19 protein-coding genes are annotated in these 20,340 nt (G+C 64.6%); 17 read left to right on the top strand and 2 right to left on the bottom strand.

All coding sequences use genetic code 11. From position 1 onward, the window contains the following. Positions 1-5 precede the first annotated feature (5 nt). The 3 genes from lpdA to AC1DN9_RS22560 are packed head-to-tail and all read left to right on the top strand — an operon-like array spanning position 6 to position 3,222. A complete protein-coding gene (lpdA, locus tag AC1DN9_RS22570; protein ID WP_478103841.1) occupies positions 6-1,436 on the top strand; it encodes a dihydrolipoyl dehydrogenase in 1,431 nt (476 codons plus the stop codon). 3 nt (positions 1,437-1,439) lie between these two features. Continuing rightward, entirely contained in the window at positions 1,440-2,540 is a 1,101-nt protein-coding gene (gene zapE, locus AC1DN9_RS22565) for a cell division protein ZapE (RefSeq protein ID WP_478103839.1), read from the top strand. A 1-nt stretch (position 2,541) separates the two neighbouring features. Continuing rightward, positions 2,542-3,222: a hypothetical protein gene (locus AC1DN9_RS22560; RefSeq protein WP_478103838.1), complete on the top strand. Its 681-nt coding sequence runs from the start codon at positions 2,542-2,544 to the stop codon at positions 3,220-3,222. A 20-nt stretch (positions 3,223-3,242) separates the two neighbouring features. Here AC1DN9_RS22560 and AC1DN9_RS22555 read toward each other — a convergent pair whose 3' ends face one another. After that, entirely contained in the window at positions 3,243-4,013 is a 771-nt protein-coding gene (locus tag AC1DN9_RS22555) for a PP2C family protein-serine/threonine phosphatase (protein WP_478103837.1), read from the bottom strand. A 125-nt stretch (positions 4,014-4,138) separates the two neighbouring features. Between AC1DN9_RS22555 and AC1DN9_RS22550 the strand changes: the two genes are divergently transcribed. Beyond that, positions 4,139-4,342, top strand: coding sequence for a DUF465 domain-containing protein (locus AC1DN9_RS22550; protein WP_478103835.1), 204 nt, complete (start codon positions 4,139-4,141; stop codon positions 4,340-4,342). Further along, positions 4,342-6,354: an ATP-dependent DNA helicase gene (locus AC1DN9_RS22545; protein WP_478103834.1), complete on the top strand. Its 2,013-nt coding sequence runs from the start codon at positions 4,342-4,344 to the stop codon at positions 6,352-6,354. The genes AC1DN9_RS22550 and AC1DN9_RS22545 overlap by 1 nt, the downstream gene beginning before the upstream one ends. 37 nt (positions 6,355-6,391) lie before the next feature. On the opposite strand, the gene AC1DN9_RS22540 is transcribed toward AC1DN9_RS22545, so the two are convergent. Next, on the bottom strand, positions 6,392-7,201 hold the full coding sequence (locus AC1DN9_RS22540; RefSeq protein WP_478103832.1) for an outer membrane protein assembly factor BamD: 810 nt from the start codon (positions 7,199-7,201) through the stop codon (positions 6,392-6,394). Between the two features lie 14 nt (positions 7,202-7,215). Here AC1DN9_RS22540 and AC1DN9_RS22535 point away from each other — a divergent pair, with 14 nt between their 5' ends. The 12 genes from AC1DN9_RS22535 to der all read left to right on the top strand — a co-directional run bounded on the left by AC1DN9_RS22535 (position 7,216) and on the right by der (position 20,257). Further along, positions 7,216-8,241, top strand: a complete 1,026-nt coding sequence (locus AC1DN9_RS22535) for an RluA family pseudouridine synthase (RefSeq protein WP_478103831.1) — start codon at positions 7,216-7,218, stop codon at positions 8,239-8,241. 127 nt (positions 8,242-8,368) lie between these two features. Continuing rightward, entirely contained in the window at positions 8,369-9,265 is an 897-nt protein-coding gene (gene scpB, locus AC1DN9_RS22530) for an SMC-Scp complex subunit ScpB (protein WP_478103829.1), read from the top strand. Next, a complete protein-coding gene (locus tag AC1DN9_RS22525) occupies positions 9,262-10,959 on the top strand; it encodes a pseudouridine synthase (protein WP_478103828.1) in 1,698 nt (565 codons plus the stop codon). Before scpB ends, AC1DN9_RS22525 begins: the two co-directional genes overlap by 4 nt. Positions 10,960-11,108: 149 nt before the next feature. Next, positions 11,109-11,534 (top strand): nucleoside-diphosphate kinase, encoded by a 426-nt coding sequence (gene ndk, locus AC1DN9_RS22520; RefSeq protein WP_478103827.1) that lies wholly within the window; start codon positions 11,109-11,111, stop codon positions 11,532-11,534. Positions 11,535-11,553: 19 nt separating this feature from the next. Further along, positions 11,554-12,702 (top strand): dual-specificity RNA methyltransferase RlmN, encoded by a 1,149-nt coding sequence (rlmN, locus tag AC1DN9_RS22515; RefSeq protein WP_478103825.1) that lies wholly within the window; start codon positions 11,554-11,556, stop codon positions 12,700-12,702. Between the two features lie 4 nt (positions 12,703-12,706). Next, positions 12,707-13,540, top strand: a complete 834-nt coding sequence (pilW, locus tag AC1DN9_RS22510) for a type IV pilus biogenesis/stability protein PilW (RefSeq protein WP_478103823.1) — start codon at positions 12,707-12,709, stop codon at positions 13,538-13,540. 61 nt (positions 13,541-13,601) lie between these two features. Next, entirely contained in the window at positions 13,602-14,435 is an 834-nt protein-coding gene (locus tag AC1DN9_RS22505) for a helix-turn-helix domain-containing protein (protein WP_478103822.1), read from the top strand. Positions 14,436-14,445: 10 nt separating this feature from the next. Continuing rightward, positions 14,446-15,738 carry a flavodoxin-dependent (E)-4-hydroxy-3-methylbut-2-enyl-diphosphate synthase gene (gene ispG, locus AC1DN9_RS22500; protein ID WP_478103820.1) on the top strand — a complete coding sequence of 431 codons (1,293 nt, stop codon included), beginning with the start codon at positions 14,446-14,448 and terminating at the stop codon, positions 15,736-15,738. An 8-nt stretch (positions 15,739-15,746) separates the two neighbouring features. After that, positions 15,747-17,057: a histidine--tRNA ligase gene (gene hisS, locus AC1DN9_RS22495; protein WP_478103818.1), complete on the top strand. Its 1,311-nt coding sequence runs from the start codon at positions 15,747-15,749 to the stop codon at positions 17,055-17,057. 6 nt (positions 17,058-17,063) lie between these two features. Then, positions 17,064-17,756 carry a YfgM family protein gene (locus AC1DN9_RS22490; protein WP_478103817.1) on the top strand — a complete coding sequence of 231 codons (693 nt, stop codon included), beginning with the start codon at positions 17,064-17,066 and terminating at the stop codon, positions 17,754-17,756. Further along, on the top strand, positions 17,753-18,895 hold the full coding sequence (gene bamB / locus AC1DN9_RS22485; RefSeq protein WP_478103815.1) for an outer membrane protein assembly factor BamB: 1,143 nt from the start codon (positions 17,753-17,755) through the stop codon (positions 18,893-18,895). The genes AC1DN9_RS22490 and bamB overlap by 4 nt, the downstream gene beginning before the upstream one ends. Before the next feature lie 21 nt (positions 18,896-18,916). Beyond that, positions 18,917-20,257 (top strand): ribosome biogenesis GTPase Der, encoded by a 1,341-nt coding sequence (gene der / locus AC1DN9_RS22480; protein ID WP_478103814.1) that lies wholly within the window; start codon positions 18,917-18,919, stop codon positions 20,255-20,257. Positions 20,258-20,340 lie beyond the last annotated feature (83 nt).

Here is a 20,340-nt window from a genome sequence, read left to right as displayed (position 1 = left end):
ACTGGATGTCTGACAAGAAATTCGACGTCATCGTCATCGGTGGCGGCCCCGGCGGCTACGTTGCCGCCATCCGTGCGGCGCAGCTGGGCTTCAATGTGGCCTGCATCGACGAGTGGAAGAACGCCAAGGGCGGTCCGGCACTGGGCGGCACCTGCACCAACATCGGCTGCATTCCCTCCAAGGCACTGCTGCAATCGTCCGAGCACTACGAGCACGCGGAGCACAGCTTCGCGGATCACGGCATCAAGGTCGAAGGCCTCGGCCTCGATGTCGCGAAGATGCTGGCCCGCAAGGACACCGTCGTGAAGCAGAACAACGACGGCATCGTGTACCTGTTCAAGAAGAACAAGGTCACGTTCTTCCACGGCCGTGGTTCCTTCGCGAAAGCTGCCGAAGGCGGCTATGAGATCAAGGTCGCGGGGGCCGCCGAAGAGAGCATCGTCGGCAAGCACATCATCCTGGCGACGGGATCGAATGCCCGCGCGCTGCCAGGTGCGCCTTTCGACGAAGAGAAGATCCTTTCGAATGACGGCGCGCTGCGCATCGGCGGTGTGCCGAAGAAGCTCGCGCTGATCGGCTCGGGCGTGATCGGCCTCGAAATGGGCTCGGTGTGGCGCCGCCTCGGTTCCGAGGTGACGGTCCTCGAAGCGCTGCCGACCTTCCTCGGCGCCGTCGACGAGCAGATCGCCAAGGAAGCCAAGAAGGCCTTCGACAAGCAGGGCTTGAAGATCCATCTCGGTGTCAACGTCGGCGAAGTCAAGTCGGGCAAGAACGGCATCAGCATCGCCTACACCGACGCCAAGGGCGACGCGCAGACGCTCGATGTCGACAAGCTGATCGTCTCGATCGGCCGCGTGCCCAACACCAACGGCCTGAATGCCGAAGCGGTGGGCCTGAAGCTCGACGAACGCGGCGCGATCATCGTGGACGACGACTGCAAGACCAGCCTGCCCAATGTGTGGGCGATCGGCGACGTGGTGCGCGGCCCGATGCTGGCGCACAAGGCCGAGGAAGAGGGCGTTGCCGTGGCCGAGCGCATTGCCGGCCAGCATGGACACGTCAACTTCAACACGATCCCGTGGGTGATCTACACATCGCCGGAGATCGCCTGGGTCGGCGAGACCGAACAGCAGCTCAAGGCGAGCGGCCGTGCCTACAAGGCCGGCACTTTCCCGTTCCTCGCGAACGGGCGCGCCCGCGCGCTTGGCGATACGACGGGGATGGTCAAATTCCTGGCCGATGCGGCGACCGACGAAATCCTCGGTGTTCACATGGTCGGCCCGATGGTCAGCGAGTTGATCTCCGAAGCCGTGGTGGCCATGGAGTTCAAGGCAAGCGCCGAAGACATCGCTCGCATCTGCCACGCGCACCCGTCGCTGTCGGAGGCGACCAAGGAAGCGGCTCTGGCCGTCGACAAGCGCACGCTGAACTTCTGACCTGTGGGCGTCGTCAGGCAGGCTTATGACGCGGAGTTGACCGCGCGGGGTTTCAAGAGCGACCCCGCGCAGTTGCGCGCCATCGAAGCGCTCGACCGTTGCGCGAGCGAATGGGCCGACTTCAAGGCCCAGCGATCGAACGCGTTCAAGAAGCTGATCAACCGGCCGGAGATCCCGCGCGGCGTCTATATGTACGGTGGCGTCGGGCGCGGCAAGAGCTTCCTGATGGACTGCTTCTACAACGCCGTGCCGCTCAGGCGCAAGACGCGCCTGCACTTTCACGAGTTCATGCGCGAGGTGCATCGCGAGCTGGCCGATCTTCAGGGCACGGTCAATCCGCTGGACGAGCTCGGCCGGCGCATCGCCAAGCGCTATCGGCTGATTTGCTTCGATGAATTCCACGTCGCCGACATCACCGACGCGATGATCCTGCACCGCCTGCTGGTGGCGTTGTTCGAGAACGGTGTGGGCTTTGTCACGACATCCAACTTCAAGCCGGATGACCTCTATCCCGGCGGATTGCACCGGGATCGCATCATGCCGGCGATCGCCTTGCTGAACGAGCGGCTCGAAGTCATCAGCGTCGACAACGGCACGGACTACCGCCGCCGGACGCTGGAACAGGTGCGCCTCTATCTCACGCCGAACGGCGCCGCCGCCGACAAGGAGATGCGCAAGGCCTTCGAGCGCCTCGCCGAAAGTGCCGACGAGAACCCCGTGCTGCACATTGAGTCGCGCGAAATCCATGCGCTTCGCAAGGCCGGCGGTGTCGTCTGGTTCGACTTCAAGACGCTGTGTGGTGGTCCTCGGTCCCAGAACGACTATCTCGAGATCGCAACCCAGTTTCACACCGTGCTGCTGTCCGACGTGCCGCACATGCCGGTGCGCATGGCGTCGGAAGCACGTCGTTTCACATGGCTGGTCGACGTGTTCTACGATCGACGCGTGAAATTGATCATGTCTGCCGAAGTTCCGCCCGAGGCGTTGTATACCGAAGGTCCACTGGCGCACGAGTTTCCACGCACGGTTTCCCGACTCAATGAGATGCAGTCGGCCGAATTCCTGGCGCTCGAACGTCGTGTCGTCGATACCCGCCTGACATGACATGAAGAGCACTGTCGTCGCCATGCTGCTCGGACTGGCTGTCCTGCCTCTCTGGGCGCAGACATCCGCCACAACCGCCAATGCGGATCTGGATGCTGAACGCGCGCGCCTCAGCGAAGAGCGAAAGGCCGTGGAAGCGCGTTACGCGACCGAGCAGGCAGCTTGCTACAAGAAGTTCGCGGTCGATGGCTGCCTTCAGGACAGCCGGCGCCGCCGCCGTGCCGAGACCGAGGACATCAAGCGGCAGGAAGCGGCGATCAACGATTTCGAACGCAAGCGCCGGGGCGCGGCCGAGCTCGACAAGCTCGAGCAGCAGAAGCCGACGCAGCAGTCGCACGATGCGGACGCGAAGCGCGAGCAATCGCTGGAGTCGCAGAAAGGCCGTGAGCAACGCGCGGCCGAACATGCGGCAAGCCGGGCGCAGACCGCTTCGGAGGAAGCGGAGCAGAAGCGCCAGTTCGAGAACAAGCAGCGCGCTCACGCCGAAGAGCAGGCCAAGGCGGCAAATCAAAAGGCCCAGGGCCCGAGCCAGCAGGCGGAATACGAAGCGAAGCTGAAGAAGGCCGAGGAGCATCGGGCCGATCTGGAGCGGCAGAACGCGGCGAAGACCAAGCCGCGCTCGGCACCCCTGCCGGCACCCGGCGCGACTTCACCGGCCCCTGCGGTTCCGGCGACTCCTTGAGTCGACGACCTCCGGCGGCTTCAGCCTTCCGCCGGTAGCGGCTCGAGCTTCAGCACGACGATGGAGATGTTGTCGCCAGTCCCGCGTGCGCGCCGACGCGCTTCGGCTACGAGCAACTCGACAGCGGCCCGTGGGGGCTGATCTTCCAGCAGTGCACCCATTTCCTCGGGCGTGAAGTAGTGCCACAGCCCGTCGCTGCAGGCCATCAATACGTCGCCGGTCATCATGCGCGGGATGAGATGGATATCCACCGGTGGCGGCGTCGACTTCATGCCGAGGCATCCCAGGAGGATGTTGCTCTGGGGATGGAGATTGGCCTCTACGTCGTTGATCTCGCCGCGGTCAACGAGCACCTGGACGTAAGAATGGTCCTTGGTGCGCTTGATCAGCCGGCCCTTGTGGAAGTGATAGATGCGCGAGTCGCCGGCATGGATCCACGCGCAATCGCCTTCGGGATTCATGAGGAAAGCAGCCAGCGTGCTGTGCGGTTCCTGCTCGCTCGACACGGCGGTGAGCTTGATCACCGTATGGGCGTCTTCGAGCATTTGCCGCAACACGCCAACCGGTTCGTCCCGGCCCGGCTTGTAGCGCCCGAAGAGTTGGCGCGCCGTCATCAGGACCTGGTCGGAAGCCTTGCGCCCGCCGCTGCGACCGCCCATGCCGTCGGCGACGACGCCCAGCACGCAGCCGGGCGCACGCGGGTGGGTCATGATCAGGACCTGGTCTTGCTGGTAGGGACGATCGCCTTGATGGAGGCCGGTGGCGGCGGCGAGTCGAAAGCTTCGGGTCATGTGGGCGCGGAGGCGCCGATGGCGCGATCTCTCATGTTTTCGTGTGAGCTGAACGAAGACGTATTATCGAGTGAACGCAAGCCGCGGAAGAGCCGTGAACTTGCGCCGTTTGTGAATTGCGCACGTTGGACTCCAATCTTCACTCTATTTCGCGCCAGCTGATCGAGCTTCGGATCGAACACGCCGACCTCGACGCCTCCATCGACCGCCTTGGGGACGCCGCTTCGCGCGACGAGTTGCTGCTGCGGCGCCTCAAGAAGCGTCGCCTTGCGCTGCGCGACGAGATCTCGCGCCTCGAACGCGCCCTCGACCCGCAAGAGCCAGCCTGATGTCCCTCGAGCAAGAAGTGCGCGGGGCGTTTGCGCAGGATGGCGTGCTCTCGCATGCCGCCGAACAGTTCCGCGAACGCGAAGGGCAGACGCAAATGGCGTTGGCCGTTTCCCGCACCATCGAACAGGGCGGCGTGCTGGTGGTCGAGGCCGGGACCGGCGTGGGCAAGACATTCTCATATCTGGTCCCTGCGCTGCTCAGCGGGGAGCGGGTACTCCTGTCGACCGCCACGAAGACGCTTCAGGACCAATTGTTCGGCCGCGATCTGCCACGCCTTGTCGCGGCGCTTGGACTGCCGGTGCGGACCGCCTTGCTCAAGGGGCGCGCCAGCTACCTGTGCCTGCACCGGCTCGATCTGGCGCGCCACGACGCATCACCTGAGCGCGCCTCTCTGCGCACCCTGGCGAAGATCGAGCAGTGGTCCAAGGCGACTCGCACCGGCGATCTGGCCGAACTGCCGGGCCTGGACGAGCGTTCGCCGCTGATTCCATTGGTGACATCCACCCGGGAAAACTGCCTGGGCGCCCAATGCCCTCAGTTCAAGCCGTGTCATGTCAATCTGGCACGGCGTGAAGCCATGGCGGCTGACGTCGTCGTCATCAATCACCACCTGTTCTTTGCCGACCTCGCGGTGCGCGAGTCGGGCATGGCGGAGTTGCTGCCGACGGTCCGGGTGGTGGTTTTCGACGAAGCACATCAGTTGAACGAGACCGGCGTCCAGTTTCTTGGGGTTCAACTCGGGAGCGGCCAGGCGCTCGATTTCGCCCGCGATCTGCTGGCGGCCGGACTCCAGCATGCGCGCGGGCTGGTCGACTGGCAGCAGCTTGTGGCGGCCGTCGAGCATGGCGCGCGTGAGTTGAGACTGTCCGTCGGCAAACAGTATCCGGGCACCAAGCTGCGATGGTCCGGTGAGTCGCCTGAAGGCATACCGATGGACGACTGGCAGGGCGCGCTCGACGCTTTGCAGCAGGCATTCGAGGCGGCCGGCCGGGCGCTCGATACAGTGAGCGAGCTTTCGCCCGATTTCGGGCGTCTGCACGATCGCGCGCAGCAACTTTCCGAGCGTGCAAAGCGCTTTGCCAAGGCGTGCCCCACGGGCTCGGTGCGCTGGGTGGATGTGGGCTCGCAGTTGCGGCTGGTCGAATCGCCGCTCGACATTGCCGAGGCGGTGCGGACGCGCGTGCTCAAGTCCGACGCTACCAATCCGGAAGAAGACGGGCGCGCCTGGGTATTCACCTCGGCCACGCTGGGAGACGATCCCAAGCTGAGATGGTTTACCGAGCCTTGCGGCCTCGACGACGCCGAAGTGCTGCGTGTTCAAAGCCCGTTCGACTACGCCCGCCAAGCGGCCCTTTACGTCCCGCGCGCCTTTCCCAAGCCCAATGACCCGACGCATGGCCATCGCGTGGCACGGCTTGCCGCCCGTGGCGCCGTCCGGCTCGGTGGCCGCACCCTGGTCCTGACAACGACCTTGCGCGCATTGCGCACCATCGGCGACGCCATGCGTCAGGAATTCGAAGGCCTGGAGGCGGGGCTTCGTCCTGAAGTGCTCGTGCAAGGCGAACTGCCGAAGCGCACGTTGATGGACCGCTTCAGAGAGGGCGCAGGCGAAGGTCGAAGCGGCTGCGTGCTGGTGGCATCGGCGTCGTTCTGGGAAGGATTCGACGCGCCGGGCGATGCCCTTCAATTGGTCGTGATCGACAAGCTGCCGTTCCCGCCGCCCAATGATCCGTTGGTGGAGGCGCGTTCCCAGCGCCTGGAGTCTCAGGGGCGAAGCGCTTTCAGCGACTATTCGCTGCCTGAGGCGGCCGTCGCGCTCAAACAGGGGGCCGGACGCCTGATCCGCCGAGAGACGGACATGGGCGTCCTTGCCATCTGCGACACACGCCTCGTCGCCATGGGCTACGGCCGCCGCCTCCTGGCTGCGCTTCCCCCCATGCGGAGGATTGAAAACGAAGAGGATTTCGACGCCGCCCTGGCCGAGTTGGAAGCGGTCAGAGCCACGGGATGAAGTGAAGCGCGAGAGAAGGAAGGCGAACCGGCCCGGTTCACCAAAGCTTCCACCAGGGATCGTCCTTGGCGCGGAAGCCGCGAGTCATATACGCGCTCTTCGGATAGTTCGTGGTCAGCACACGCTGTGCGTCGTCCCGCAGATCGGTCAGGCCGAGCTTGTCGTAGGACATGACCATGATGTAGAGCGCTTCTTCGAGCGCAGGAGCTTCCCGGTAGTCCGCCACCGCGGCCTGAGCGCGGTTGATGGCCGCCAGATAAGCGCCTCGTTCGTAGTAGTACCGTGCCACGTGCACTTCGTACTGTGCCAGCGAGTTCACGATGTAGTTCATGCGCGCGCGCGCATCAGGTGCGTAGCGCGACTCGGGGAAGCGAGTCACCAATTCCTTGAAGGACTGGAACGATTCCTTGGCGGCCTTCTGGTCGCGCTCGGAAAGGTCCTGGCGCGTCATGAACGCGAAAAGGCCGAGATCGTCGTTGAAGTTGATCACGCCCTTGAGATAGAGCGCGTAATCAAACGCGGGACTCGCCGGGTGAAGCTTCATGAAGCGGTCGAGCGTGGCAACGGCCTGGACCTTGTCGCCTGCCTTGTACTGGGCATAGGCCTTGTCGATCTGCGCCTGTTGGGCAAGCGGCGTGCCGGCCGCGCGGCCTTCGAGCTTTTCGTAAAGCGGCACGGCCTTGTCGTAGGCGCCCGAGTCGGCCTCGTCCTTGGCCTCGGAGTAGATCTTGTTGGGGCTCCAGTTCGCGGTCTTGTCCTCCTTGAGCGACGAGCAGCCGGCCACCAGCCACGCAGCGGCGCACAAGGCCAGCCAGCCAGGGACAACCGATAATTTGGCGCGAAACATCAAAGAAGGCTTTCGTGAAACAGTTGCCCTCAATTATATCGGCCGGCCCCTCGGGCGGCACCTCCGAGGTGGCCGAGCACGAAGAGGCGGCCGACCTGTCCGACGCCAGCGAGATCCGCACTTTCCTGATCGGCGAAGGCCAGCACGGCCAGCGACTCGACCGTGCGCTCGCCGCACTGGTCCCCGAGTTTTCCCGCAGTTACCTCCAGCAACTGATCGAGGCAGGCGTGGTGGAGGTCCAGGGGCGCGTGGTCACCAAGACTTCGGCGACCGTTCATGCCGGCGAATCGGGTCGTATCGAATTGCGACCGACGCCGCAAAGCCAAGCGTTCCGGCCGGAGGTGATGGACATCGAGGTGTTGTACGAGGACGAGCACCTCCGGATCATCGACAAGCCGGCAGGGTTGGTCGTGCATCCCGCGCCGGGCAATTGGAGCGGCACGCTGCTCAACGGCCTGCTGGCGCTCGACCCCAAGGCCGCACTGCTCCCGCGCGCCGGCATCGTCCACCGGCTCGATCGGGATACGAGCGGGTTGATGGTGGTCGCACGCAGCCGGGCTGCCATGGATGCGCTCGTGGCATTGATCGCCGCTCGCGACGTCAAGCGCCAATACCTCGCGCTCGCGCACCGGAGCTGGCAAGGCGCCCGCGCGCGCCACGTGGACAGCCCGATCGGCCGCGATCCGCGCAATCGTCTCCGCATGGCGGCGGTCGACCTGGAGCGTCATTCAGGCAAGCCGGCGCGCACGCTCATCGAATCCCTCGACAGCAACGAACTCGGCTGCGCAGTGCGATGCACCCTCGAGACGGGACGCACCCACCAGATCCGCGTGCATATGGCGTCGATCGGCCACCCGCTTGTCGGCGACGCGCTTTACGGCGGCACCGAGTCGGCCGGGCTGACGCGACAGGCGCTTCATGCCTTCCGGCTCGGATTCGTGCATCCCATGACAGGGGAGGTGATGGAATTTCACTCACCGCCACCGCCTGACCTCGTGCACGCATTGTCGAACTGGGGGCTGGATTACAATCGCGCCTGACGGTCCCGAGGGCCGCGCCGGCGACCTGATGCCGGCCTCGCGCTGCGAATGCCGCGTGCCTCCAGCGCCTTCTTCCATCCATCTGAACAAGCGTCCTCGAGGCGCCTTTTCCCGGATAACGCGAACCATGAATACGGCGGATGCCAAGCGCATTCTCGAAACCGCCTTGATCTGTTCGACCCAGCCGTTGCCGGTGCGCGAACTGCGCGTGCTGTTCGACGACGAACTGGGCGCCGACACCATCAAGTCGCTGTTGATCGAACTGCAGGAAGACTGGTCGCAGCGCGGCCTCGAACTCGTGAGCGTCGGCAGCGGCTGGCGTTTCCAGAGTCGACCCGAAATGCGCGATCACCTCGACCGCATGCACCCCGAAAAGCCGCCGCGCTACACGCGAGCCGCCCTTGAGACGCTGGCGATCATTGCCTATCGTCAGCCGGTGACGCGCGGAGACATGGAGGACATTCGGGGTGTCACCATCAATTCGCAGATCCTCAAGCAGCTTGAAGATCGCAACTGGGTCGAGGTCATCGGCCACCGCGAGACCGTCGGGAGGCCCGCTCTTTATGCAACCACGCGGCAGTTTCTCGATGACTTGGGCCTCGCTTCCCTGGATCAGTTGCCGGTGATCGGATCGCCGGCGCAGCAAAGCGCATTGATCGATGCCCTCGACCATGCGGCCGGCGGCGACCAGCCGGCCTTGCCGATCGAAGAAGCCCTGATCGATCCGGACTCGTTACCATCGACCGAAGCAGCGGTTGGTGCCGTGTCCGACATCGCAGCGCAACCGCAGGCCGAAGCCCTGCTTGACGAAGTCCGCGAAGTCGATGAAGCCTTCGTCAGCTTCGGTGAGGTCGTGCCGACGACCGACGCGGAAGCCAAACCCGATGCCCCTGACGACTTCAGGGATGGCGGCGCCGAACACAGCCCCATGCCCGAAGCATCCCCATCCTCCTCTCCCGTCGACGCAGAAGCAGCGCCCGATGAGGCCGACACCACCGCTGTCCCTTCCGGAACCCGACCATGAGCCCCACCAATCCCGACGACGCAGCCACGCTGCCGACCGAACCCGTTTTCGAGGAGCGCGGGGACATCGCGCCAAACAATCCTGCGGAAGGAGAAGCCATTCCGGCGGCCGAGGACGCATCCGAGASCCCGCGCAAGCGGCGGCCGCGCCGGCGGAAGCCCGTCGCGGAAGTGCCGGCGGAGGCCTTGCCCGACGAGTCTGCAGCGCCCGCCGAGCCACCGGCGCCCGTGGTCGAGGAAGAATATCCGGCGCAGCAACCGCAGGCGGAGGCTGCTCGCGAAGCGGATGAATCCTCGTCGGACGATGATGAGGACGAAGACTACGAGCCGGACGAGGAGGAAGACGACCTCGACCGGGCCCGCCGCGCAGCCGAGCGCGAGCAGCGCAACGCGCCGCCGCCCGAGCCCATCCGTTTCGCCGATGTCATTTCCGGCCAGTTCGATGCCGATGAGGAAAGCCCTGAGGTGCCGCCGCTCAAGCGCGTGCTCCTGCCCGAGGCCGATTCGCCGAAGCTGCACAAGGTCCTGGCCCAGGCCGGCCTGGGCTCGCGCCTGGAGATGGAGCAACTCATCCTGCAAGGCCGGATCTCGGTCAACAACGAGCCGGCCCATATCGGCCAGCGCATTCAATATGGCGACCAGGTCAAGCTCAATGGCAAGCCCATTCGCTATCGCATCGCGCCGCCGCCGGCGCGCGTGATTGCCTATCACAAGCCGGTCGGCGAAGTCGTCACGCACGACGACCCGCAGAACCGTCCGACCGTATTCCGCAAGCTGCCGCGCCTGCAGCAGGGCAAGTGGCAGTCCGTCGGTCGACTGGACCTGAACACTGAAGGGCTGCTGCTCTTTACCAGTTCAGGTGAGCTGGCCAACCAGCTGATGCATCCCCGGTTCGGCCTGGAACGCGAATATGCCGTGCGGGTGCTCGGCGCCCTGAGCAGCGAGGAGAAGCAGCGGCTGCTTGACGGCGTGCGGCTCGACGACGGCATGGCCCAGTTCGGCACGATCGAAGAGGGCGGCGGCGAAGGCTCCAACTGCTGGTATCGGGTGACGATCTCCGAGGGCCGCAATCGCGAAGTGCGGCGCCTTTTCGAGTCCGTCGGGCATGCCGTCAGTCGTCTGATTCGAATTCGCTACGGCGCGATGGTCCTGCCGCGCGGGCTCAAGCGCGGGGCTTGGATGGAGCTTGACGAACGCGACATCCGTGCGCTGTTCCAGGCAGCCGGCGGCTCCGCCGAGCGCCCGGGGCGTTCTGGCGGAAACGCCAAAGGCCCGGGCCAGGAAGGCGGCGGGCGCAACGGTCGCAATCGCAAACGGCGCGGCAACCGCAACAACGGTGGCAGTCCGCAGGGAAATGAGCGCGACGCGCCGATTCCGAATCCGCTGGCGCACGGTCCGGGCGCGAGATCCGATCGGGGCGTGGGCGGTGGCAAGGGACCACCGCAGGGCCGACGCAACCGCGGCGACCGACAAGGGCAGGGCCAAGGCCAGCAAGGCCGGAACCGCCAAGGCGAGGATCGCCAGCCGGGCGGCGCCAATCAACCCGATCCGATGAAGACATCCCTCGGCTATATCGGCGCCGACAGCTTTTCGCGACAGCGCAAGGAGCAGCGGCAGGGGCCGCGTCGCGGACCGTCGGGAGGCTTTGGCGGGCAGGGCGGTGGTGGCGGCGGCGGTCGTCGTCGCGGTCGCTGATATTCGATACGGCGCCAGTCTTTCGCTCGCTTCTTGCGGGTTGATGCTGTCTCGCCGGTTAAAATCAAAGGCTTTGTCAAGTGCCGCAATCTCATCGTTGCGGCTCTGATGGAACTCATTCAGATTCAAGCACTCAGGAAAGCACTTCAATGGCCATCGAACGCACCCTCTCCATCATCAAGCCCGACGCCGTTGCGAAGAACGTCATCGGCAAGATCGTTTCCCGTTTCGAGGCAGCCGGCCTCAAGATCGTCGCCGCCAAGCTCGTGCATCTGTCGCGCAGCGAAGCCGAGCAGTTCTACGCCGTCCACAAGGAACGCCCGTTCTTCAAGGACCTGGTCGAGTTCATGATCTCGGGCCCCGTGTTCGTGCAAGTGCTCGAAGGCGACGATGCCATCGCCAAGAACCGCGACCTGATGGGCGCCACCGATCCCAAGAAGGCAGCCGCCGGCACCATTCGCGCCGACTTTGCCGACAGCATCGACGCGAACGCGGTGCACGGCTCGGATGCCCCCGAAACCGCCAAGAACGAAGTTTCCTTCTTCTTCGCCGGCCTCAACGTCTACGCACGCTGAGGTTGCCAGGCACCCCCCGATGACCACGGCCAACCTGCTCGACTTCGATCTGGAGGGATTGGCCGCGTTTTGCGAACGGCTGGGTGAAAAGCGTTTTCGCGCGACGCAGCTCTTTCGGTGGATTCACCAGCGAGGTGCCAGCGACTTCGCGCAAATGACCGATCTCGCGAAGACGCTGCGCGAGAAACTCGCGACCACTGCGCGCGTCGAGGCGCTGCCGGTGGTCACGCAGCACGAATCCGCCGACGGAACCATCAAGTGGCTCTTCGACGTCGGCGACGGCAATGCGGTCGAGGCCGTGTTCATTCCCGAGGACGACCGTGGAACGCTGTGCGTTTCGTCGCAGGCTGGCTGCGCGGTGGGCTGCCGATTTTGTTCCACTGGCCATCAGGGCTTCAGCCGCAATCTCACGACCGGCGAGATCGTTGCCCAATTGTGGTTCGCCGAGCACTTCCTGCGAAAGCACCTCAAGCGCGACGAGAGAGTGATCTCCAATGTCGTGATGATGGGGATGGGCGAACCCCTGCAAAATTATTCGGCACTGGTGCCGGCGTTGCGCACCATGCTCGACGACAACGGCTACGGCCTGTCGCGCCGGCGCGTGACGGTGTCGACTTCGGGCGTGGTTCCCATGATCGATCGTTTGGGCGAGGATTGTCCTGTCGCCCTTGCCGTATCGCTGCACGCGCCGAATGACGCCTTGCGCAACGACCTGGTGCCGCTCAATCGCAAGTACCCGATCGCCGAACTGCTGGAAGCCTGCAAGCGCTACCTGGCGCATGCGCCACGGGACTTCATCACGTTCGAATACTGCATGCTCGACGGCGTGAACGATCAGCCCGAGCATGCGCGCCAGTTGGTCGAACTCGTGCGGTCGCAGGGCGTTTCGTGCAAGTTCAACCTGATCCCCTTCAATCCTTTCCCGGCATCCGGACTGCTGCGGTCTCCGCAGCCCCGCGTGCTGGCGTTCGCCAAAGTCCTGAGCGAGGCAGGGATCGTGACCACCGTGCGGAAGACGCGCGGTGACGACATCGACGCCGCCTGCGGTCAACTCGCCGGCGACGTGAAGGACCGCACCCATGCAGCCGAGCGCATGGCGCAGCGGCGTACCGTCGTTTTGCATCCGGCCCGAATCGGGGCCTCCAAATCTACAGCCGAGGAGCAATGACCCGATGAGCAAGGCCTTTTCGACCGCGCACGGACGAGCGATGCAAGCGTTTTTTGGCGTTGCCGCTGTGTTCATGCTGGCATCCTGCGCAACCAAGAATGCCAGCGTGCCGATGAGTTCGTCGGCCAATGCCGCAGCCATCGTGACGGAATCGGACGAAACCAACGGCCGCAAGCGCGCCAAATTGCGCGTCGAGTTGGCGATCGGATATTTCCAGCAAGGCCAGACGACAGTTGCGCTTGACGAAATCAAGCAGGCCGTCGCGGCGGATCCGACCTTTGCAGACGCCTACAACCTTCGTGGTCTGATCTACATGCGGCTCGACGACGCGGCCGGTGCGGAGGACAGTTTTCGCCGCGCCATCGCATTGGATCCGCGCGATCCCAATGTGCTTCACAACTACGGGTGGCTTCTTTGCCAGCAGAACCGCTACGCTGATGCACAGCAGCAGTTCACCGCCGCTCTGGCCGTTCCGACCTATACCGAGCGTCCCAAGACGCTCATGACGCAAGGCCTCTGCCAACTCAAGGCGGGCCAGAAGGGGGAGGCCGAACGCAGTCTCTCGCAGGCCTATGAACTCGACGCCAGCAATCCTGTGGTCGCCTACAACCTGGCCTCGATTCTTGCGCAGCGCGGGGAGTGGTCGCGCGCGCAGTTCTACATTCGTCGGGTCAACAACAGCCCTTCGGCCAGTGCGGAGACGCTGTGGCTGGGCATCAAGATCGAACGCCAGCTGAACAATCGCGAGGCGAGCACTCAGCTGGGCGGGCAATTGCAACGTCGCTTCCCCGACTCACGGGAGGCATCAGCGTACGAGCGCGGGAATTTCAATGATTGAGCGGGCGAGCGAGTTCGGGGCATCGGCGGCGGTGCCCCTGGTAGGTGGCGACAGCACACACATGACTGCCGGCGATATGCTGCGCGAAGCGCGGGAGGCGCACGGGCTGCATATCGAAATGGTGGCCGCGGCTCTCAAGGTGTCACCGCAGAAGCTCGTCGCGCTGGAGGCTGACGACATCGAGTCGCTGCCCGACCCGGTGTTCGCGCGCGCCCTCGCGGCCAGCGTCTGTCGGGCATTGCGTATCGACCCCGCGCCGGTGCTGGCCAAGCTGCCGGGCGCTCAGCGCCCGGGTCTGGCGGAAGCGGACCGCGTCATCAGCAAGAGTCTGCGTTCGTCGTCACCGCGTTCCAGCGCAGGGGCTGGCGGGCTGCCGTCGCGCGCTTTGCTGACCGTGGTCGTGCTGCTGTTGATCGGCGCCGCGGTTCTGTTCTGGCTGCCGCAGTCGATCTTCGACCAGGTTGGTGCGTCGATTTCCCGCTGGACCACGCGGGACACGACCACTGAGCAGGCCGCCGTTTCCCCCAAGCCGGAATCCGCGGCGCCCGGCACCGTGACTGAATCCGTTGCGCCGATGCCCCCTGTGGCGGCGCAGCCTCCTGCCGAACCCGTCGTGGTGGAGGAGCCGGCCTCTGCGGCCCCAACCCCAAGCAATGACCTGATTGTTTTCGTTGCGCGTGAAGACAGCTGGATCAACGTGACCGAAGCGGGCGGCAAGCAATTGCTGCATCGAACGGTCAAGGCCGGCGAAACCGTCGGATTGACCGGCAACTTGCCGTTGTCCGTGGTGGTCGGCCGTGCTGCCGGCGTGCAAGTGCAAGTGCGCGGCAAGCCTTTCGACCTTGCGTCGATCACGCGTTCCGGGGGTGTGGCACGCTTCGACGTCAAACCCTGAGCGATACATCATGACTGAAGCCCTCAGCACCATCGGCTGCTTGCCGATCGAATCCGCGGCACCCCAGGCACGGCGTTCCCGCCAGGCCAGTGTGACCTGGGGGCCTCGCACGGTCACCGTCGGCGGCGATGCGCCGGTGCGCGTCCAGTCGATGACGAACACCGATACGGTCGATGCGATCGGCACTGCGATCCAGGTCAAGGAACTGGCGCTCGCCGGTTCGGAAATGGTCCGGATCACGGTCAATACGCCCGAGGCAGCGGCACAGGTGCCGTACATCCGCGAGCAGCTTGATCGCATGGGCGTCGATGTCCCGCTCATCGGCGATTTCCACTACAACGGCCACCGCTTGCTCACCGAGTACCCGGCCTGCGCCGAAGCGCTCAGCAAGTACCGCATCAATCCCGGCAACGTCGGCAAGGGCGACAAGCACGACCGTCAGTTCGGCCAGATGATCGATGCGGCCATGCGATGGAACAAGCCGGTGCGCATCGGCGTCAACTGGGGCAGTCTCGACCAGGAGCTGCTGGCCAGCCTGATGGACGTCAACAGCCAGCGCGCCGAGCCGTGGGATGCGAAGCAGGTCATGTACGAGGCGCTCGTGACCTCGGCCATCGATTCCGCCAAGCTCGCCGAATCGATGGGCATGGACGGACGCCAGATCATCCTCAGCTGCAAGGTGAGCGGTGTGCAGGACCTGATCTCGGTCTACCGCGAACTCGCGAAGCGCTGCGACTACGCCTTGCATCTGGGGCTGACCGAAGCCGGGATGGGGACGAAGGGCACGGTCGCTTCGGCCACGGCGCTTTCGATCCTGCTGCAGGAAGGCATCGGCGACACGATCCGTGTCTCGCTCACGCCCCAGCCGGGCGAATCGCGCACGCAGGAAGTGGCCATCGCCAACGAAATCCTTCAGGCCCTCGGGCTGCGGGTGTTCGTGCCGAGCGTCACCGCCTGCCCGGGTTGCGGCCGGACAACCAGCACTACTTTCCAGGAACTCGCCAAACAGATCGACGACTATCTGCGCATGCAGATGCCGGTATGGCGCACCAAGTATCCAGGCGTCGAGACGATGAAAGTCGCGGTGATGGGGTGCATCGTCAATGGGCCGGGCGAGAGCAAGCATGCCGACATCGGCATCAGCCTGCCCGGGACCGGCGAAGCCCCCGCGGCGCCGGTTTTCATCGACGGGCAGAAGGCGCTCACGCTGCGCGGCGACAACATCGCCAACGAGTTCCATCAACTGGTCGAAAACTACATTGAAAAGCGTTTTGGCAGCGCGGACGCTGCCCAAGTCGCCTGATCTCATCCATGGCTGAAAAACTCAATGCCGTCAAAGGCATGAACGACATATTGCCGCCCGAATCGGCGCGCTGGGAGTGGCTCGAAGCCACGGTTCGCGAGCTGATGGCGCGTTATGCCTATCGCAACGTCCGTACGCCGATCCTCGAGCACACAGCGCTGTTCGTGCGCGGCATCGGTGAGGTCACGGACATCGTCGAAAAGGAGATGTACTCCTTTCACGACCGCTCGGACAAGTACGGCGACAACGACCACCTGACGCTCCGCCCCGAGAATACGGCCGGCCTGGTGCGCGCCGTCATCGAGCACAACATGCTGTACGACGGCGGCAAGCGCCTCTGGTACATCGGCCCGATGTTCCGCCGCGAGAAGCCGCAACGCGGGCGTTTTCGTCAGTTCCACCAGATTGGCGCCGAGGCGCTCGGTTTTGCGGGTCCCGACGTCGATGCGGAGCTCATTCTCCTGGCGAACGCGCTCTGGAAACTCATCGGCCTGACCGACGTTCGGCTCGAACTCAACAGCCTCGGGCAACCTGCCGAGCGTGCACTGCACAGGGCCCAGCTGATCGCCCACTTCGAAAAGCACGCCGACCAGTTGGATGAGGACGCAAAGCGCCGTCTCCACAGCAATCCGCTGCGCATCCTCGACACCAAGAATCCGACGATGAAGGCCGTGGTCGAGTCGGCTCCGAAGCTGATCGATTTCCTTGGCGCTGAATCGCTCGCGCACTTCGAAGGCCTCAAGGCCATCCTCGACGCCAATGGGGTCGCCTACACCATCAATCCCCGGCTGGTGCGTGGGCTCGACTACTACAACCTCAGCGTGTTCGAGTTCGTGACCGATCGACTGGGGTCGCAGGGCACCGTGTGTGCCGGCGGCCGTTACGACGATCTGATCGTGCAGATCGGCGGCAAGCCTGCACCTGCCGTTGGCTGGGCCATCGGCGTCGAGCGCGTGCTCGACCTGATGAAGGAGCAGGGCACGTCGATTTCGGCACCGGTGCCCGATGTCTATGCCGTGGTGCCCGACGCCGCGGCAATGCCCGTCGCGTTGCGCACGCTGCAGCAGTTGCGCGATACGGGCGTGCGTGCCCAGATGCATGCCGCCACCGTCGATGGGCTGGGCAGTTTCAAGTCCCAGTTCAAGAAAGCCGATGCCAGCGGCGCCACATATGCACTGATCTTCGGCGCGGACGAACTCGCCCGCGGCGAGGTCACCGTCAAGGCGCTGCGCGACGGAACCGGCGCGCAGACGGCCCGTCCGCTCGCCGATCTGGCGGCCTGGGCCGCCACCCTACAATCCTCCGCTTCCAACAACTGACAGCGCATGGCCACCCATCTCGATCTCGAAGAACAGGAACAGCTCGATCAGCTCAAGCATTTCTGGAACACCTACGGCACCCTGATCACCTGGGTTGTGCTGCTCGCGGCCGGTGCCTTCGTGGCCTGGAACGGCTGGCAGTACTTCCAACGCAACAAGGCCGCTCAGGCGTCGGCGCTCTACGACGAGGTGGAGCGAAGCGTGCAGGCGGGCGACACGGCTCGTATCGAGCGCGTACTGGCCGACATGAAAGACAAGTTCGCAGGCACGGCTTACGCCCAACAGGCCGGATTGCTGGCGGCCAGGACGCTCTACGAGAAGGGCAACGCCGAAGCTTCGCGCGCCGCGCTCACCTGGGTGGCGGAGCATGCGGTCGACCCCGGCTACCAGGCCGTCGCGAAGCTGCGGCTCGCAGCCGAATTGCTGGATGCCAAATCCTACGACGAGGCGCTCAAGCAGCTTTCGGGCGATTTTCCGAAGCAGTTCGAAGCGCTGGTGGCCGACCGCAAGGGCGACATCTACCTTGCGCAAGGCAAACGCGATGAAGCCAAGGCCGAGTACCAGAAAGCCTGGAGCGCCTTCGAGCCGCGCACTGAATACCGCCGTCTCGTCGAGATCAAGCTCAACGCCGTCGGCGTAGACCCGAAGAGCCTGGCACCGACCGCCGGCGCTGCATCCCCTGCCAAGACCACACCATGAATTTCAAGCGTTTCCTGCCTTCGGCGCCCATCCTGCGCAAAGGGGCTGCCGTGGTTCTGATTGCCGCATTGGCAGCCTGTTCGGGCTCAAAGCCGAAGCCCGCCGAATTGGGGGCCAACCCGGCGCTGATGGGCGTCCGCCAAGCGTGGAACGTCAAGATCCCGGCGGTCGAGTTCCCGCTGTCCGTGAGTGTGAGTGGTGATCTCGTTGCGGTCGCTTCCAGCGATGGCACTGTCGCCGTGATCGATGCGCGGGCTGGCCGCGAAGTCTGGCGCGCAAGCGTTGGCGAGCCCCTGCTGGCCGGCGTTGGCACCGATGGAACCCTCGTCGCTGTCGTGACGGCCAACAGTGAGCTCGTCACCCTGCAGAGCGGCAAGATCTTGTGGAAGCAACGTCTGACAGCCCAGTCCTTCACGGCGCCGCTGGTGGCCGGCCGGCGCGTCTTCGTGCAGGCAGCCGACCGCACTACCAGCGCTTGGGATGGTCAAGGCGGCCGCCGCCTCTGGGCGCAGCAGCGCAACGCTGAAAATCTCGTCCTGAAGCGGTCTGGCGTCATGCTCGCGGTGGGTGACACGCTGGTCGTCGGTATCGGTGGACGCCTCGTTGGCATGAATCCCGCCAACGGCACCTCGCGCTGGGAGGCACCGATCGCAGCGCCGCGCGGCACCAACGATGTCGAGCGCCTGGTCGATCTGACCGGCAGCGTGAGCCGGGTCGGCGACAGCGTCTGCGCCCGTGCCTATTCGGCCAGCGTCGGCTGCGTCGACGCTTCGCGCGGTGCAACGATCTGGAGCAAGCCCGCGAATGGCGCGGACGGCGTGGGTGGGGATGATCGCTTCGTCTATGGAACCGAGGAAAACGGTGCCGTGATCGCCTGGCGCCGCGCCGACGGTGAGCGCGCGTGGCAACAAGCCGAGATCTTCAAGAACCGCACGCTCACGGCGCCGCTCGCGGTGGGCCGCTCCCTGATCATCGGCGACGCCACGGGGCTGCTGCACTTCCTCTCGCGCGACGATGGTTCTCCGCTGAACCGCGTGACGCCGGATGGATCCGCCATCACCGCAACACCGGTCCTGGCCGGCAACACGGTCGTGGTCGTCACTCGCAATGGCGGAGTGTTCGGCTACAGGCCGGAATAACGTGATGGAAGGACGCCTTCGATGAAGCCGGTCATTGCGCTGGTCGGGCGTCCCAACGTCGGCAAGTCGACCCTGTTCAATCGTCTGACGCAAACGCGCGACGCGATCGTCGCCGACTTTGCGGGACTCACGCGCGACCGCCACTACGGCAACGGCCGTCAGGGCAAGCACGAGTTCATCGCGATCGACACCGGCGGTTTCGAGCCCGACGCGGGCAGCGGCATCTTCAAGGAGATGGCCAAGCAAACCCGCCAGGCCGTCGCCGAGGCCGATGTCGTCATCTTCGTGGTCGACGCCCGTGAGGGCTTGTCGGCCCAGGATCACGACATCGCCAACGAACTGCGGCGCCTCGGAAAACCCTGCGTGCTCGTCGCCAACAAGGCCGAGGGCATGCATGACGGCACGAAGCTGGTCGACTTCTACGAACTCGGATTCGGCGAGGTGCACGGCATCTCGGCGGCGCACGGGCAGGGCATTCGCGGCCTGGTCGAGTTGGCCTTGGAGCCGCTCAACCTCCCTGAGCCCGAGGATGACGAGGAAGAAGATGTCAACAAGCCGATCAAGCTCGCGGTCGCGGGCCGCCCCAATGTCGGCAAGTCGACGCTGATCAACACATGGCTCGGCGAAGAGCGGCTGGTGGCATTCGACCTGCCCGGTACGACGCGCGACGCCATCATGGTGCCCTTCGAGCGCAACGGCCAGCGTTTCGAACTCATCGATACAGCGGGCCTGCGCCGCAAAGGCAAGGTCTTCGAAGCGATCGAGAAATTCTCGGTCGTGAAGACGCTGCAGGCCATCGAGTCGGCCAATGTGGTCTTGCTGTTGCTCGATGCGACGCAGGGCATCACCGACCAGGATGCCCATATCGCGGGCTACATCCTCGAGAGCGGTCGTGCCGTCGTGATTGCGGTCAACAAGTGGGATGCGGTGGACAGCTACCAGCGGGAGCAACTTCAGCGGCAGATCGAGACGCGCCTGCCGTTCCTGAAGTTCGCTTCATTGCATTTCATTTCGGCCGCCAAGCGCCAGGGGCTGGGCCCGGTGTGGCAGTCGATCGTGCAGGCTCACAAGTCGGCGACGCGAAAGATGTCGACGCCTGTCCTCACGCGTCTGCTTTTGGAGGCCGTGCAATTCCAGGCCCCCAAGCGAGCGGGAATGTACCGTCCGAAGATGCGTTATGCGCATCAGGGCGGCATGAATCCGCCGGTGATCGTGATCCACGGCAATTCGCTGGAGCATGTCACCGATGCATACAAGCGCTTCCTTGAAGGCCGCTTCCGCAAGGAGTTCGATCTGGTCGGTACGCCCTTGCGAATCGAGCTCAAGACCTCGCACAATCCGTACGCGGACAAGGACGCTTGATGAACGCCGAAGTTCCGGTCTTCGAGAATCGTTATTTTTCCAAGGCCATTGGCGTTTTTTGCTGCAGCGCGGAATCGCTGTGT

The organism is Variovorax sp. 05L425, from assembly GCF_056397705.1.
This window is presented reverse-complemented; position numbering and strand designations above follow the sequence as displayed.

Excerpts from the sequence above, each read along its gene's own strand:
- ndk (WP_478103827.1), top strand. The coding sequence starts at position 11,109 with ATGGCCATCGAACGCACCCTCTCCATCATCAAGCCCGACGCCGTTGCG.
- AC1DN9_RS22540 (WP_478103832.1), bottom strand. The coding sequence starts at position 7,201 with ATGTTTCGCGCCAAATTATCGGTTGTCCCTGGCTGGCTGGCCTTGTGC.
- bamB (WP_478103815.1), top strand. The coding sequence starts at position 17,753 with ATGAATTTCAAGCGTTTCCTGCCTTCGGCGCCCATCCTGCGCAAAGGG.
- ispG (WP_478103820.1), top strand. The coding sequence starts at position 14,446 with ATGACTGAAGCCCTCAGCACCATCGGCTGCTTGCCGATCGAATCCGCG.
- AC1DN9_RS22555 (WP_478103837.1), bottom strand. The coding sequence starts at position 4,013 with ATGACCCGAAGCTTTCGACTCGCCGCCGCCACCGGCCTCCATCAAGGC.
- rlmN (WP_478103825.1), top strand. The coding sequence starts at position 11,554 with ATGACCACGGCCAACCTGCTCGACTTCGATCTGGAGGGATTGGCCGCG.
- der (WP_478103814.1), top strand. The coding sequence starts at position 18,917 with ATGAAGCCGGTCATTGCGCTGGTCGGGCGTCCCAACGTCGGCAAGTCG.
- AC1DN9_RS22505 (WP_478103822.1), top strand. The coding sequence starts at position 13,602 with ATGACTGCCGGCGATATGCTGCGCGAAGCGCGGGAGGCGCACGGGCTG.
- pilW (WP_478103823.1), top strand. The coding sequence starts at position 12,707 with ATGAGCAAGGCCTTTTCGACCGCGCACGGACGAGCGATGCAAGCGTTT.
- hisS (WP_478103818.1), top strand. The coding sequence starts at position 15,747 with ATGGCTGAAAAACTCAATGCCGTCAAAGGCATGAACGACATATTGCCG.
- AC1DN9_RS22490 (WP_478103817.1), top strand. The coding sequence starts at position 17,064 with ATGGCCACCCATCTCGATCTCGAAGAACAGGAACAGCTCGATCAGCTC.
- scpB (WP_478103829.1), top strand. The coding sequence starts at position 8,369 with ATGAATACGGCGGATGCCAAGCGCATTCTCGAAACCGCCTTGATCTGT.
- lpdA (WP_478103841.1), top strand. The coding sequence starts at position 6 with ATGTCTGACAAGAAATTCGACGTCATCGTCATCGGTGGCGGCCCCGGC.
- AC1DN9_RS22560 (WP_478103838.1), top strand. The coding sequence starts at position 2,542 with ATGAAGAGCACTGTCGTCGCCATGCTGCTCGGACTGGCTGTCCTGCCT.
- AC1DN9_RS22545 (WP_478103834.1), top strand. The coding sequence starts at position 4,342 with ATGTCCCTCGAGCAAGAAGTGCGCGGGGCGTTTGCGCAGGATGGCGTG.